The sequence below is a fragment of the Marinobacter zhejiangensis genome (assembly GCF_900114775.1).
GTDB classification, from domain to species: Bacteria; Pseudomonadota; Gammaproteobacteria; order Pseudomonadales; family Oleiphilaceae; genus Marinobacter; species Marinobacter zhejiangensis.
In genome coordinates, this window is record NZ_FOUE01000002.1 from 531,234 (window position 1) to 544,769 (window position 13,536).

The window sequence follows — 13,536 nt, forward strand, 5'->3', positions numbered from 1 at the left end:
ACGCCCCATGACATCCTGCATGTTCCGACCCGCCAGGGCTTCCGCCATCAGCATCATCGTGATGCTGATGGTTGCGACCCTGGCGGGTTGCTCGTTTAAGGAGGAGCCAAAAATCTGGGAGCTTTCCGGCCCGATCTTTGGCACCAGCTATCATATTAATGTCGTATTGAACGATGACCCTCAGCGTCTGGAGAATCTGGGACAGGGTATCGAGGAAGTGCTGCGGTCGGTCGATGCGTCGATGTCGACCTGGCGGGACGACTCGGAGCTGTCGCTGTTCAACTCAGCGGAGGATCAGTCGCAGTGGCATGAAGTTTCCCCCGAGTTGTTGGAAGTCTTGACCGCTGCCGACGGTATCTCCCGGTTCAGTGAAGGCGCCTTTGATATTACCGTTGGCCCTGTCGTCAATCTGTGGGGGTTTGGGCCTGAGGCCCGTCCAGAAGTTGTCCCCAGCGCCGACGAATTAGCGCGAAGACTGGAGCTGATCGGGTATCAGAATATCGAGTTACAGGAAACGCCGCCGGCGGTTCGTACCACGTCTCACCAGTACCTGGATCTCTCAGCCATTGCCAAGGGCTATGGCGTTGACGCGGTGGCCCGCTACCTGGATCGTGCCGGAATCGGCGCATTTCTTGTGGAGATTGGCGGAGAAATCCGCGTTAAGGGGCGTAAGCCCAACGGTGAGGCCTGGCGCCTGGCCATTGAGGAGCCGGTGAGCAATGATCGTCAGGTGAATCGTGTGGTGGTCCTGGACAATCATGGTTTGGCGACATCCGGAGATTACCGTAATTACTTCGAGGCTGACGGTCAGCGTTTTTCTCATACCATCGACCCGTTAACCGGAAAGCCCATCAGCCATAATCTGGCCTCTGTGACGGTGATTGCGGAAAACTGTATGCTGGCAGATGGCATTGCAACAGCATTCAATGTCATGGGTTATGAAAAGGCCAGGGCCTTGGCCATCCGTGACAACATCCCGGCGTATTTTATCGTGCGTACCGGGGAAGGCTTTGAATCACATTACACACCGGCGTTTTCATCGTACCTTGTTGAATAACAAGGGCATGTTCAGCGAACGGTGACAAGATACTGAAGTTGAGGTGAAACGATATGGGCACTTTCCTGTTGGTTTTTGTGATCGTTGCTTTTCTTCTCCTGGCCATGTCGATTGGCGTCATCATGGGGCGTAAGCCCATCAGTGGGACCTGTGGTGGTATCGGAGCGTTGGGTCTTGACGGCGCCTGTGATATCTGTGGCGGCAATACCAAGAAGTGCAAAGAAGAAAATGATCGTCTGGCTAACGAGGGCAAGACTGCAGATGCCCTGACCTACGATGCGAGCAAGCCAGCCAAATAACATCAAATGACGTAGAGAAGGAGTTACTGCGCGCATGCCAGAACATCATTACGACGTCGTCGTTATCGGTGCCGGCCCTTCCGGAGAAGGGGCGGCCATGAACGCGGCCAAAAACGGTAAGCGGGTTGCGATCATTGAAGACAAGCAGACCGTAGGCGGAAACTGCACTCACTTGGGAACTATCCCTTCCAAGGCACTTCGTCACTCCGTCAAGCAGATCATCACCTTCAACACCAACCAGATGTTCCGGGACATCGGTGAGCCTCGTTGGTTTTCATTCCCCCGGGTGCTGGCCAGCGCCCAGAAGGTGATTGGCAAGCAGGTCAAGCTGCGGACCCAGTTCTACTCTCGCAACCGGATAGATTTGTATAACGGCATGGCGCGCTTCCTGGATGCCAATCGCATTGAGGTGAGCAGCCGTCAGGCGTCGGAAGTTCTTCATGCCAAGACCGTTGTCGTGGCTACCGGCTCACGGCCTTACCTGCCGCCTGATGTCAACTTCCGTCATCACCGTATCTACAACAGCGATACCATCCTCAACCTTTCCCATACGCCGCGTACCCTGATTATCTATGGTGCGGGGGTGATCGGTTCTGAGTACGCCTCGATCTTTGCCGGTCTGGGGGTAAAGGTGGATTTGATCAATCCGGGCAGCCGCTTGCTGTCGTTCCTCGACGATGAAATCTCCGACGCCCTGAGCTACCACCTGCGTAACAACGGCGTACTGGTTCGCCATAACGAGCAGTACGAGTCGGTTGATGGGGATGAGCATGGCGTGGTGCTGTCCCTGCAGTCAGGCAAGAAAATTCGTGCCGATGCGTTTCTCTGGTGTAATGGCCGTACCGGAAACACGGACAAGCTGGCGTTGGAGAATGTTGGGCTTGAAGCCAACAGCCGCGGCCAGCTGACGGTTGACGAGCACTACCGCACCGAGGTGCCTCATGTCTATGCGGTCGGGGATGTGATTGGTTGGCCGAGCTTGGCCAGTGCCGCCTATGACCAGGGTCGGGCTGCAGCGTCGGATATCGTTCACGACGACTACTTCCGGTATGTCTCTGACGTCCCGACGGGCATCTACACGATTCCGGAAATCAGTTCGGTAGGTCAGACCGAGCGGGAGCTGACGGAGGCGAAAGTGCCTTATGAGGTCGGCCAGGCGTTCTTCAAGGATCTGGCGAGAGCTCAGATCACCGGTGAAGCCGTTGGCATGCTGAAGATCCTGTTCCACCGAGAAACCCGTCAAATCCTCGGGATTCACTGTTTCGGGGACCAGGCGGCGGAGATCGTACACATCGGTCAGGCGATCATGAATCAGGAAGGCGAAGCCAATTCGCTGAACTATTTCATCAATACGACCTTCAACTATCCCACCATGGCGGAAGCCTACCGGGTTGCGGCTCTGAATGGGCTGAACCGGATCTTCTGATTCGATTCCGGCCCCCTTGAGGGCCGGACTCTCGACGTTCCAGATTAGATTTCAGGTAATCACTTCAGGTAACGGCTTCAGGCGCTGGTGGACAACGACGGTTCCTGGTCGTCGTCTTCCCGCTCTGGCGTCAGGTGGGGCAGGGCGGAGCGCCGGTTGTCGAAGAAGATTTTTGCGCTGGTTGGGTAGTCGGTGATGATGCTATCCACGCCGTGTTCTTCCAGCGTTAACATGTCGTGAATGCTGTTGACCGTCCAGGTTGAGACCTTGATATCCCGCCGGTGGGCGTCGTCCACCAAAGCCTTTGAGCACAACTTCCAGTTAAGAATGAGGTACTCGCAGCCCAGACGCGCAGCCACACTGGTGGGCTTCGGGAAACGGCTGTCCACCACCACGCCGATGGCAATACGCCGGTTCCGGCGGCGGATTTCCTGCAGAAACCAGGTGTCTGAAGATGTGACCACCACACGCTCGTAAAGGTCACGCTGCTGGATCAGTTCGGTTAACCGGTTACAAAGGATGTTCAGGCGGTTGCGCTTGTCGCTCTTCACTTCCAGTTGTAGATGCTCAAACTCGGGAATAACCGCCAGTACCGCTTCCAGGCTCGGTATCGGGGCCGGCGTTGGCCAGGACACGACATTCCGGCGGGCATCCATCTTGGCGAGGTCCGCAGCGGTGTAGTCGGCGACTTTTCCGCTCTGGCCTGTGGTACGTTCCAGCGTCAGGTCGTGGATAACCACGGGCAGGCCATCTTTGGCCAACACCAGATCAAACTCGAACCGGCGAATGCCATGCCTGTAGGCCAGCTCAAAACCGGATAGGGTATTTTCGGGGGCCTCACCTTTGGCCCCCCTGTGTCCGTAAATAATCATTCGGTCAGTTAGCCGCTCAGTGTGTCGATACGAATTTTGCTATAAAGCGCCTGACGTTTTTGCCAGGTTTCATGGCATAGCTTGATGTCTTCAAGATAGGCTGGCAATTCTTCCATGAGAAGGGCCTGAGGGCCATCTACAAGGGCCAGTTCCGGTTTGGGGTGGAAGTCTACCAGGACCATGTTGGCCCCGGCGATGACGCCCTGTGCTGTCGCGTGCATCACATCAAGGATGCCATCCGGGGCATGTTCCCGGCTACCGACGGAATGCGACGGGTCAATGCATACAGGCATCCGGGTCAGGCGTTTAACTGCCGGCACATGGGCGAAGTCCACCATATTGCGATGAGGCTGACCCGCTTCGGTTTTCATGCCGCGCAAGCAGAAAACGACATTGGCGTTGCCCTCACTGGCCAGGTATTCGGCGGCGTTCAGCGATTCGTTCAGGGTAATGCCGAAGCCCCGCTTCAGGAGCACCGGATAGGTACTCTGACGACCAATGGCCTTCAGCAGTTCAAAGTTCTGGGTGTTCCGGGTGCCTACTTGCAGCATGACGCCGGTGGGGCGTCCGAGCTTTTCCAGGCACTCATCGATTTCTTCGATGTGGCTCTCATGGGTGATCTCCATGGCAATCACTTTGATACCGTGTTTGCCGGCTTTCTCGAACACCCATGGCAGGCAGCCTTTGCCATGGCCCTGGAACGAGTAGGGGTTGGTCCGTGGCTTATAGGCGCCCATACGGGTACAGACCTGCCCGTGCTCTTCCAACGCCTTCAGGATCAGCTCAACATGGTCGGGGACATCCACCGCGCACAGGCCGGCGAAGACGTTGAGGTTGTCCTGATTGAAGGTGACGCCGTTGTACTCAAACCCGCTGACCCGGCGGTCATCCCGGTGGCGCCCGAGAATCCGGTAGTCGTCGGAGATTCGAATCACCCGTTCGACCGCAGGCAGCGCTGCAATTTCATCCTTGTCGAGGGTCTTGGTATCCCCCAGCAGGTAAATTTCGGTGAGGCGCTGGCTGGTTCCCTGAATCTCATGTACCCGTAGCGAAACACCGGGCAGGTTCTCCAGGAAGTGCAGGGTATGACGGTACTCTTCGCTGTTCAGTTCGGTGTCCGGGTGCAGTATGGCGAGCATGTTGCTACTCCTTATCCCTGGGCTTGCTGGTGTGCTCGTTCGGCACGATGGCGCGCCAGCATGTATTCGCTATGGTGTAGGTACAGCAGATCGGCCATGCGGCGAATCAGCTGCTCTTCGTACTGGTCGATGCGGCCATCGGCGTAAGCGACCCGCCAGATGCTTTCGAGCAACACCAGTTTGTGGTCCTGGTCGAGCTGGTCGTTAAGCAGGCCGGTAAACTCATACAGGGACGTCGCCGAGTTTGCCTGGTGAAGCGCATCCTCAAGGATCTGTTCGGCTTCCTCGCGGGTAATGCTCAGCGACGTCATGGCGCAGTCGACAATGGTTTTGAGCTCTCGCTCATCCTGATGCTGGTCGACCCGGGCAAGCTGGACCATCAGGGCGGTGGCAGCCACCGCCATCTGGTGCCGGCTGGATGGTGCATCGGCAGCGCCAGATGACGCTGTCAGCAGAAGTTGTTTTAGCCGCGCAATCATTGGTTATGGCGGGCTCCTATGCAGATAATGGGTCAGGCCGCGGCTGTTGCCAGCCGGCGAACCCGGTTCTCAAGTTCAACCTGGTCCAGCGCAAAGCGTCGGATGCCATCGGCCAGTTTCTCGGTTGCCATTGCATCTTCATTGGACTCCCAGCGGAACAGGGACTCGGTCATGGCAATGGGCCGGTCAGGGCTGTGGGCACCGGTGGCCGACAGCTTCTGCTCCAGGGTGCCCGGGTCATCCTGGAGATCTTGCAACAAGGCCGGGCTGATGGTGAGGCGGTCGCAACCAGCCAGCATTTCAATCTCGCCAGTATTGCGGAAACTTGCTCCCATCACCACTGTATTGTAGCCGTGGGTTTTGTAGTAATTATAGATTCGGGTAACGGACTGCACGCCTGGGTCTTCATGGGGTGCGTAGGCGTCTCGGCCACTGCTGGCGAGGTGCCAATCGAGGATCCGGCCGACGAACGGAGAAATGAGGAAGGCGCCGGCATCGGCGCAAGCCATGGCCTGGGCAAATGAAAACAACAGGGTCAGGTTGCAGCGGATGCCTTCTTTTTCCAGTTGTTCTGCGGCACGAATGCCTTCCCAGGTGGAGGCAATCTTGATCAGCACCCGGTCAGTGTCCACGCCCCGCTGGTCATACAATTCCACCATCCGCCGTGCGCGGGTCAGGGTGGCTTCGGTGTCGAAGGACAAGCGTGCATCCACTTCGGTAGAGACCACACCGGGAATCAGTTTCAGGATTTCTTCCCCGGCTCGAACGGCCAGCATATCGGTGGCATAGGTCAGCTGCTCGCCCTCGGTTCCGCCAACCCGGCGCGCGTCATCAATGGCCGCATCCAGCATCGGACGATAGCGGTCGGATGCTGCGGCTTTCAGTAACAGGGAGGGGTTGGTGGTGGCGTCCTGAGGCCGCCACTGGGCGATGGCGTCCAGATCACCGGTATCCGCGACAACGGTGGTCATGGTCTTGAGCTGATCGAGCTTGCTGGTCATTCGTCTGGTCGTCCTGAGCATTATTCTGGTTCGGGTACCCGTTCGGTACCTGTCGTATGCCTACAATAACCGGCACGTTTGACAGGGACAAGACGACGATCCGCTCAGGTGCTTAGGGCCGCCGAATCCAGGGATTCCGGGACCAGTGCCAAGGCCTGTTCCAGCACTTCCAGGCCGGCTCCGCGACGGTGGGCGTTCTCGCTGATGTAACGACGGAACTGGCGGCCCCCGGTGCAGCCATGGAACAGCCCCAGCAGGTGCCGGGTGATGTACCCAAGGTGAACGCCCCGGGCCAGTTCTGACTCAATGTAAGGCAGCATCTGCCGGAGAGCGTCGTGGCGGGTGGCAATAGGCTTTTGTGCGCCGAACAGTTGAGGGTCAACGTCGGCAAGGAGCCAGGGGTTATGGTAGGCCTCACGACCCACCATCACGCCATCGGTGTGCTCAAGGTGCGCCTGGCACTCGTCCAGCGTCTTTATGCCACCGTTGATGATGATCTCCAGGTGTGGGTAGCGTTCCTTCAGGCGGTACACCCAGTCGTATTTGAGCGGTGGGATTTCCCGGTTTTCCTTCGGGCTCAGGCCCTCCAGAATGGCAATGCGAGCGTGGACGATAAACGTCCGACAGCCGGTGGCAGACACTGTATCGATAAATTCGCACAGCTCGTCCCAAGACTCCCGGCCATTGATGCCAATCCGGTGTTTAACGGTTACAGGCAGGTGAGTGGCTGTCATCATCTCGTTGACACACTCAGCCACCAGGGCAGGATGCCCCATCAGGCAGGCACCAATCATATTGTTCTGCACCCGGTCACTGGGGCAGCCCACGTTCAGGTTGACCTCATCAAACCCGCGTTCTTCCGCCAATCGGGCACACTGGGCCAGCTCCCCGGGATTGCTGCCCCCCAGTTGCAGCGCCAGTGGATACTCCTCCGGGTCATGGTGCAGGAACCGGTCGGAGTCACCGTGAATCAGTGCGCCGGTCGTCACCATTTCTGTATAGAGCAGGGTGTGGCGGCTGATCAAACGCGCCAGATAGCGGTAGTGGGGCGTGGTCCAATCCATCATTGGAGCCACACAGAAGCGGCGGGAGAAAGCTGTCTGTTGCTGGGGAAGTGCTGGCCGGATCATGAAATACCTGGAATCACGAAGGATTTATTCAGGCGCCATTGTATCAAACCAGTCTCCATGCGTTGCAACGGGATTACCCATACAGTGTTTCCCACTGAATGTCGCGAGCGGCCGGGCGGTCAAGGTGGAGTTCTTTTTCGATGTGCTCCAAGTGGTTGAGCATCAGCTGAATGGCTCTGTCTGTGTCTTTCCGGGTAATGGCTTCGATAATCTGGCTGTGCTCGTCCTCCGGGCAAGCAGGGGTTTGGGGTTCGTCATACAGGGCGATGATCAGGCAGGTGAGCGGGCACAGTTCGGACATCATTTTCTCGATGAACTTGTTCCCACTGGCCTGCGCCAGCAGCATGTGGAACTGGCCAGACAAGCGGATAATGCGGCGCCTGTTTCCCTGTTGGCGGGCGTCAGCCTCCTCAGTGAGGTGGGCTTGGAGGCGTTTCAGGTCCTCATCACTGGCCCGTTCAATAACGTTGCGAACAATCTCCGGCTCGATCAGTCGGCGCGTTGCAAAGAGATCGCGCGCTTCAGCGGCTGTCGGCCGCGTCACAAAAGCGCCCCGGTTAGCGTGCAAAGTCACCAGTCCTTCTTTGGCCAATAGGCTCAATGCCTGCCGAATTTTTGCCCGGCTGACTCCGAAGGCGGTTGCCAGCTTTTCTTCGACCAGCTTGATGCCGGGAGGCAAGCGATGCTCCATCACAGCATCGGTAATACGTTCGGCGATTTGGGCAACGTCCGGTTTCTGGGGCTGGCTAAAGTCCATGTGGCGTCCTGTTCTAACTAATTCTATGGGAAGTATGCCTGACGCAGGCGTTGGTCAGAAGCCATTGGTGTACTCGGTCCCATTTGCGGGTTTTCTTTCACCGATTTGGTGCGCTTTTTCTGGATTCTGCACTATATTGGAATTTAAATGTTTAATAAATTGTAGACAATTTGTTGAACAGTTTTTGTTTAAATAAATATAAAAATAAAAAAGTATCTATTAATCAATTTGATACATGGTTTTCTAGACCTGTTTTGCAGCCGTGCTGATCGCTGGCACGGTGTTTGCGATAACAGATTTGACGTCATCACCTCGCGATCGGCGTCAATTCAACGTGATCAACCACGGAGGTTCATTTCATGTTCAAACTGAAATCAGTTGCCTTGGCAGGGCTCGCATTCTCCGCACTCCTGGCGTCTTCATCCGCACTTTCTACAGAGAGGCTAAGAGTTGCAGGCAACTTCCCTGTCGACCATTCCGTTTCTCGGGCGATGGAGGTGTTCAAGGAAAAGGTGGAAGCGGACTCCCAGGGGGAAATTCGCGTTGACCTGTTCCCGGCCATGCAGCTTGGTGGGGCCACAGAGAATGTTGACCAGGTCCGTTCCGGCAGTATTTTTGCCGTGTTCACTTCAATTGCCTACTTCAGCCGCTCAATCCCCGAGTACGAAGCTGTAAGCCTTCCTTTCCTTTTTGACTCCCGAGAACAGGCTTTTGCCGTCATGGATGGTCCGGTAGGGGAACAGCTCGACGCAAGAATGGGTGAACTCGGTTTTGCCAACCTCGGGTATGGAGAGCTGGGCTTCAGGCACGTAACCAATAACCTGAGGCCGATTGACTCCATTGAGGACTTCGAAGGAATGCGGATTCGGCTCCAGCCCAACGAAGTCCACCTGCAGACATTCCGGGCACTGGGTGCAAACCCGATCTCGATGGATGTTTCCGAACTCTATTCGGCGCTCCAGCAGGGAGTGCTCGATGGCCAGGAAAATCCGTACAACATCATCGCCAGCCGCCGCTTTAACGAAGTTCAGACGTATCTCTCTGACAGCGGCCACTTCTATGACTTCATCAATGCGGTTGCCAATAAGCGTCAATACGATGCGTTGTCCGATGAGCACCGGGCAATCGTTGACGAAGCGATGACCGTTGCAATGACGTGGCAGCGCCAGGCGGCTGCTGAAGAGGAAGCGCAGTGGCGGGAAAAGCTCATCGAATCAGGTCAGGTCTTTACTCCGATATCCACCGAGTTACGTGCGCAGTTAAGGGAAGCAACAAAGAGTGTGGCGGATTCGTTGGCAGAGAGGGTTGAGCCCGAGTTCATCGAGCTGGTGTTTCAGGAAGCCCACGCGGCAATGTAAGGCACGCTCATGACTTTTTCCTCTGAAACAGTGAACGAAGGGGTGGCAGTGCGCAAACCATCAAGAACCCATGGGGCGCTCCAGCGCCTTGTGGGTTCGGTGGACGCGGCGACCTACTGGGTGATTGTTGTTGTTATGGCGCTGATGGTGCTGGTGGTCTCCCTTCAGGTTTTTTGGCGCTATGTGTTGGGGTCGTCTATTGATTCTGCAGACGAGCTTTCTCGCTTGCTGTTTGTGTGGGCGATATTCCTGGCTATTCCCCATGGCATCAAGCAGGGAGTCCACATGGGCATCGACTTGTTTGTCTCTCTGATGCCTGCGGCAGTCAAAGCCGTGCTGTTTCGGGTTATGGCGGCGTTTTCCGCGGTACTGATGCTCGCCGTTGTTGTTGGCGCCTGGGTGGCGACCGTCGACCGCTGGCCCGAACTCATGCCGACACTGCCGGTAACCTCCGCCGTCTATTACATCGCTTTGCTGATCTGTGGTGTGCACTCATTTCTACACCTGGTGCTGCTGACCTGGAATGGCGAAAACGTCGGGGAGGAAGCGTCATGACCGGGGTGTCGATTATCCTGTTTCTGCTGCTTGCAATTGTGGGCATGCCACTGGCTTTTGCGCTGGGTATAGGGTCCCTGGTGGGCCTGTGGATGCTGGACTTTGATCTGGTGGTTATGCCTCAGCGCATGATGCATGCGGTCAATAGCTTTCCCTTGATGGCAATACCATTATTTATGCTCGCCGGAGAGCTGATGGTTAGGGCCGGCATCATGGACCGGTTAATCGCCTTCGCCAATAGCCTGGTAGGGCGGATGCACGGTGGGCTTGCTCACGTCACGATTGGCTCCGGTACGCTGTTTGCGTCAGTGAGCGGAGCGGCGGTGGCCAGTGCCAGTGCGATGGGTAGCACCATGGTGCCCTCTTTAAGGCGCTACTACCCCGATGCCTATTCTGGCGCGGTGATCGCATCGGCCGCCAATCTTGGGCCAGTGATTCCTCCCAGCAATGCCATGATCGTCTATGCACTGATGGCCGGTTCGTCAGTCTCTGTTGGGGGGTTGTTTCTGGCTGGCATCGTGCCAGGCATTCTTCTCGCCGTGGGATTTATGGCAATCGCAAGCTATATCTCCTGGCGCCGGGGCTACGCGCTGACCGGAGAACGCTTCAATCTGCGTAATGTGCTCATACAGACTCGCCGTGCGCTGGTGATTATCTTGATGCCGGTGATCGTGGTTGGCGGCATTGTCGGCGGGGTCTTCACAGCGACGGAGGGGGCTGCAATTGCGGTGGTCTACTCCGCGTTCATCGGCTTCGTGGTCACTCGCAAGCTACGCCTGGCTGATCTGCCTTCCTGTCTTTATAGGGCCGCAGTGACATCGGCCATGGTGGGCGCACTCATCGCATTCGCTTCAGCGCTGACCTTCGTTTTTACCATCGAGATGGTTCCGATGGCGCTTTCGGCCTTTATCCAGTCATTGACCACTGATCCGCTGATTTTCATCCTGCTGACGATGGCTCTGCTGGTACTGATCGGCATGCTCATTGAGTCCAACGCAGCGTACATCATGCTGGTCCCGCTATTCGCCCCAGTGGCTTTGACCTATGGCATTGACCCCCTCTATTTCGGGTTTCTGTTCATGTACAACCTGGTGATCGGGATGATGACGCCACCGGTTGGGGTTCTCTACTTTGTAATGAGCGGCATTACCCGGGTTCCGATGACCAGGCTGGTTTCCGAATCGCTGCCGTTTGTTGCCTTCCAGTTTGCCATTCTCGGGCTTTGTATCGCCTTTCCTTCGGTTGTCACGGCCTTGCCGCGGGCACTGGGATTCTAAGTATCAAGGGGCAGATCTATGTTTGATTCAGAAAACCCGGCTGACCTGGTTATTCATGGCGCCCACCTGCTAACGGTGGACCCGCATTTGGGGGAAATTCCCCTCGGTCGCCTGGTGATTCACAAAGGCCGGTTTGTGGAGGTGGGACCCGATGATGAGAGCCGGGCGTTGCCTCCGGCCAGACGGGTGATTGATCTGTCGGGTCATGTGGTGACGCCAGGGTTTATCAATGTCCACACCCACACAATTCTGACCATGGTTCGTGGTGTCGCGGAGGATATGGGATTCGCTCCGGCCTACACCGCCGGTGTGCCCCATGGCCATGATGTGACCGAGGAAGAAGCCGTAGCCCTGGCCCGCCTGGGGGCTGCTGAGGCGCTGCTGTTTGGTTCAACCTTGATCAACGACAGCTTTGTGCATGCCAACCAGGCATTGCCTGCGATGGGGGAGCTGGGGCTGAGGGTCATCGCCTGTGGTCGAATTCACGATGTGGATTTCACCCGGGTGCATGAGGGCATCTGGAATCATCGTTCGGCCATTGGAGAGAAAACCCTGGGGCAGGCGATAGCTCTTCATGAACGCTGGCAGGGACAGATGGACGGGCGGCTTGGTGTGGAGCTGGCGGCACACGCCCCGGACACCTGTTCTCGCCAGCTATTGGCACAGGTTGCCGAGGTTCGTGACGCACTGGGTATTCAGGTCAATGGGCATCTGTCTCAAAGCCGTACTGAAAACCAGAGGGTTTTCGAGCGGGACGGCATGTCACCAACGGAACTGTTGGAAGATGTCGGGTTGCTGGGGCCACGCTTTACTGCCGCTCACTGTATGTACGTTAGCGATAGCGATATTGCGCGGCTGGGGGCGAGTCGTACCAATGTGGCCCACGTTCCACGAGGAAATGCCACGGGGGGACGCATTGCACCTACACAGCACCTGCGGACGGCAGGGGCCAACCTGGCACTTGCAACTGACAATATGCATGCCGACATGGTTGAGGTGATGCGCTGGGCGCTGATTGTCGGCAGGCTGCAGGCGGGTGAAATTAATGACAGCTGGCAGCCTCACCATGTGCTGGAAATGGCAACCATGGGTGGGGCCAGGGCGTTGGGGTTGCAGGATGACCTGGGTTCGCTTAGTCCCGGAAAGCGGGCAGACCTGGTGGCGTTTAATTTCCGCCGGCCCCACTTGGTGCCTGTGACCAAGGCTCTTGGCAACCTCGTTCACACCGCGCAGGGGCGTGATGTGGAGCTGGTTGTTTGTAATGGCGACGTCGTCGTGGAACAGGGCGTACTTTGCCGGGCAGACAGTGAGGTGTTGCTGGCAGATGCTCAGCAGGCCGCAGATGCACTGTGGCGTCGAGCCAGGGCGCAAGGGACCGGAAATAGGGCATGCCAGCTATGAGACTCCTGATCGTCAATCCCAATATTTCGTCAAGCGTAACCGACCTGATTGAGGCTGAGGCCAGGCTAAGTGTCTCGTCTGAAACGGAGATAACCATGCGCACGGCAGCGTTTGGTGTTGCCTACATCGAGACCCGCGCAGAGGCGGTAGTCGGAGCCTACGCCACCCTTGCTGAGCTGGCAGAGCATCACCCCGGGCATGATGCTGCGGTGATTGCGGCGTTCGGGGATCCGGGGCTTGAAGCCGCTCGTGAAATTTTGCCAATACCAGTGGTTGGCCTCACCGAAAGCGCGCTTATGACCGCTGCCATGCTGGGCGGCCGGATCGGGATTATTGCGATATCACGGCGAATAGGGGCCTGGTACCGGGAAACAGTGGATCGGTATGGCCTGCTTCCGCGGCTTAGCGGGATCCGCTTCCTCGATGAACCTTTCAACGACATCTCCTCAGTACAGCAGGATAGGGCACAGCAGCTGCTGGCCCTGAGTGAGGCTGCCATTGTTGAGGATGGTGCAGATGTCCTGATCATGGCCGGCGCGCCATTAGCGGGCTTGGCCCGGCAAGTCGGGAACCGCATACCGGTACCGGTTGTGGACGGTGTGAGTTGTGCCGTTCGTCAAGCCGCACTGCTTGCGGGGTTGGCACCCGTGAAGGCCCGGGCGGGCAGTTATGCGCTCCCTCCCCGCAAGGCGTGCCGTGGCCTGCCAACCGCCATGGCCGCACTGGTTGGTGGTGAGGGTGGGGTGTGAATGGCCTCAACTACGATTATGAAATGCACGTGACCA

At 57.2% G+C, this 13,536-nt stretch carries 14 protein-coding genes; 8 read left to right on the plus strand and 6 right to left on the minus strand.

The window, feature by feature from the left end:
* Nucleotides 1-7 precede the first annotated feature (7 nt).
* Genes BMZ67_RS07775 through sthA form a run of 3 tightly spaced genes read left to right on the plus strand, consistent with a single transcriptional unit; the run spans nt 8 to nt 2,782 of the window.
* The gene (locus tag BMZ67_RS07775; RefSeq protein ID WP_092021375.1) at nt 8-1,057 is read left to right on the plus strand and encodes an FAD:protein FMN transferase; all 1,050 of its coding nucleotides are present in this window, start codon (nt 8-10) and stop codon (nt 1,055-1,057) included.
* Nucleotides 1,058-1,110: 53 nt separating this feature from the next.
* Nucleotides 1,111-1,356: a (Na+)-NQR maturation NqrM gene (gene nqrM, locus BMZ67_RS07780; protein ID WP_092021376.1), complete on the plus strand. Its 246-nt coding sequence runs from the start codon at nt 1,111-1,113 to the stop codon at nt 1,354-1,356.
* A 34-nt stretch (nt 1,357-1,390) separates the two neighbouring features.
* Entirely contained in the window at nt 1,391-2,782 is a 1,392-nt protein-coding gene (gene sthA, locus BMZ67_RS07785) for a Si-specific NAD(P)(+) transhydrogenase (RefSeq protein WP_092021377.1), read from the plus strand.
* A gap of 77 nt (nt 2,783-2,859) precedes the next feature.
* Here sthA and BMZ67_RS07790 read toward each other — a convergent pair whose 3' ends face one another.
* The 6 genes from BMZ67_RS07790 to BMZ67_RS07815 form a co-directional block, all read right to left on the minus strand.
* Nucleotides 2,860-3,654 carry a glycerophosphodiester phosphodiesterase gene (locus tag BMZ67_RS07790; protein WP_092021378.1) on the minus strand — a complete coding sequence of 265 codons (795 nt, stop codon included), beginning with the start codon at nt 3,652-3,654 and terminating at the stop codon, nt 2,860-2,862.
* An 8-nt stretch (nt 3,655-3,662) separates the two neighbouring features.
* Complete coding sequence (locus BMZ67_RS07795) at nt 3,663-4,793, minus strand: 3-deoxy-7-phosphoheptulonate synthase (protein WP_092021379.1); 1,131 nt, start codon at nt 4,791-4,793, stop codon at nt 3,663-3,665.
* Nucleotides 4,794-4,804: 11 nt separating this feature from the next.
* On the minus strand, nt 4,805-5,272 hold the full coding sequence (locus tag BMZ67_RS07800) for a tellurite resistance TerB family protein (protein ID WP_092021380.1): 468 nt from the start codon (nt 5,270-5,272) through the stop codon (nt 4,805-4,807).
* 32 nt (nt 5,273-5,304) lie between these two features.
* Complete coding sequence (tal, locus tag BMZ67_RS07805) at nt 5,305-6,273, minus strand: transaldolase (protein ID WP_092021381.1); 969 nt, start codon at nt 6,271-6,273, stop codon at nt 5,305-5,307.
* Nucleotides 6,274-6,377: 104 nt separating this feature from the next.
* On the minus strand, nt 6,378-7,403 hold the full coding sequence (dusA, locus tag BMZ67_RS07810; protein WP_092021382.1) for a tRNA dihydrouridine(20/20a) synthase DusA: 1,026 nt from the start codon (nt 7,401-7,403) through the stop codon (nt 6,378-6,380).
* 73 nt (nt 7,404-7,476) lie between these two features.
* Nucleotides 7,477-8,160: a GntR family transcriptional regulator gene (locus BMZ67_RS07815; RefSeq protein WP_092021383.1), complete on the minus strand. Its 684-nt coding sequence runs from the start codon at nt 8,158-8,160 to the stop codon at nt 7,477-7,479.
* A 359-nt stretch (nt 8,161-8,519) separates the two neighbouring features.
* Between BMZ67_RS07815 and BMZ67_RS07820 the strand changes: the two genes are divergently transcribed.
* The 5 genes from BMZ67_RS07820 to BMZ67_RS07840 are packed head-to-tail and all read left to right on the plus strand — an operon-like array spanning nt 8,520 to nt 13,500.
* The gene (locus tag BMZ67_RS07820) at nt 8,520-9,518 is read left to right on the plus strand and encodes a TRAP transporter substrate-binding protein (protein WP_092021384.1); all 999 of its coding nucleotides are present in this window, start codon (nt 8,520-8,522) and stop codon (nt 9,516-9,518) included.
* A 9-nt stretch (nt 9,519-9,527) separates the two neighbouring features.
* Nucleotides 9,528-10,073, plus strand: coding sequence for a TRAP transporter small permease (locus tag BMZ67_RS07825; protein WP_092021385.1), 546 nt, complete (start codon nt 9,528-9,530; stop codon nt 10,071-10,073).
* The gene (locus tag BMZ67_RS07830; RefSeq protein WP_092021386.1) at nt 10,070-11,350 is read left to right on the plus strand and encodes a TRAP transporter large permease; all 1,281 of its coding nucleotides are present in this window, start codon (nt 10,070-10,072) and stop codon (nt 11,348-11,350) included. The genes BMZ67_RS07825 and BMZ67_RS07830 overlap by 4 nt, the downstream gene beginning before the upstream one ends.
* Before the next feature lie 18 nt (nt 11,351-11,368).
* Nucleotides 11,369-12,751: an amidohydrolase family protein gene (locus BMZ67_RS07835; protein WP_092021387.1), complete on the plus strand. Its 1,383-nt coding sequence runs from the start codon at nt 11,369-11,371 to the stop codon at nt 12,749-12,751.
* Complete coding sequence (locus tag BMZ67_RS07840) at nt 12,739-13,500, plus strand: aspartate/glutamate racemase family protein (RefSeq protein ID WP_217642469.1); 762 nt, start codon at nt 12,739-12,741, stop codon at nt 13,498-13,500. The genes BMZ67_RS07835 and BMZ67_RS07840 overlap by 13 nt, the downstream gene beginning before the upstream one ends.
* Nucleotides 13,501-13,536 lie beyond the last annotated feature (36 nt).

What these genes read in the sequence shown, in the direction of transcription:
- BMZ67_RS07775 (WP_092021375.1), top strand. Translation starts at nt 8, where the DNA reads ATGACATCCTGCATGTTCCGACCCGCCAGGGCTTCCGCCATCAGCATC.
- nqrM (WP_092021376.1), top strand. Translation starts at nt 1,111, where the DNA reads ATGGGCACTTTCCTGTTGGTTTTTGTGATCGTTGCTTTTCTTCTCCTG.
- sthA (WP_092021377.1), top strand. Translation starts at nt 1,391, where the DNA reads ATGCCAGAACATCATTACGACGTCGTCGTTATCGGTGCCGGCCCTTCC.
- BMZ67_RS07790 (WP_092021378.1), bottom strand. Translation starts at nt 3,654, where the DNA reads ATGATTATTTACGGACACAGGGGGGCCAAAGGTGAGGCCCCCGAAAAT.
- BMZ67_RS07795 (WP_092021379.1), bottom strand. Translation starts at nt 4,793, where the DNA reads ATGCTCGCCATACTGCACCCGGACACCGAACTGAACAGCGAAGAGTAC.
- BMZ67_RS07800 (WP_092021380.1), bottom strand. Translation starts at nt 5,272, where the DNA reads ATGATTGCGCGGCTAAAACAACTTCTGCTGACAGCGTCATCTGGCGCT.
- tal (WP_092021381.1), bottom strand. Translation starts at nt 6,273, where the DNA reads ATGACCAGCAAGCTCGATCAGCTCAAGACCATGACCACCGTTGTCGCG.
- dusA (WP_092021382.1), bottom strand. Translation starts at nt 7,403, where the DNA reads ATGATCCGGCCAGCACTTCCCCAGCAACAGACAGCTTTCTCCCGCCGC.
- BMZ67_RS07815 (WP_092021383.1), bottom strand. Translation starts at nt 8,160, where the DNA reads ATGGACTTTAGCCAGCCCCAGAAACCGGACGTTGCCCAAATCGCCGAA.
- BMZ67_RS07820 (WP_092021384.1), top strand. Translation starts at nt 8,520, where the DNA reads ATGTTCAAACTGAAATCAGTTGCCTTGGCAGGGCTCGCATTCTCCGCA.
- BMZ67_RS07825 (WP_092021385.1), top strand. Translation starts at nt 9,528, where the DNA reads ATGACTTTTTCCTCTGAAACAGTGAACGAAGGGGTGGCAGTGCGCAAA.
- BMZ67_RS07830 (WP_092021386.1), top strand. Translation starts at nt 10,070, where the DNA reads ATGACCGGGGTGTCGATTATCCTGTTTCTGCTGCTTGCAATTGTGGGC.
- BMZ67_RS07835 (WP_092021387.1), top strand. Translation starts at nt 11,369, where the DNA reads ATGTTTGATTCAGAAAACCCGGCTGACCTGGTTATTCATGGCGCCCAC.
- BMZ67_RS07840 (WP_217642469.1), top strand. Translation starts at nt 12,739, where the DNA reads ATGCCAGCTATGAGACTCCTGATCGTCAATCCCAATATTTCGTCAAGC.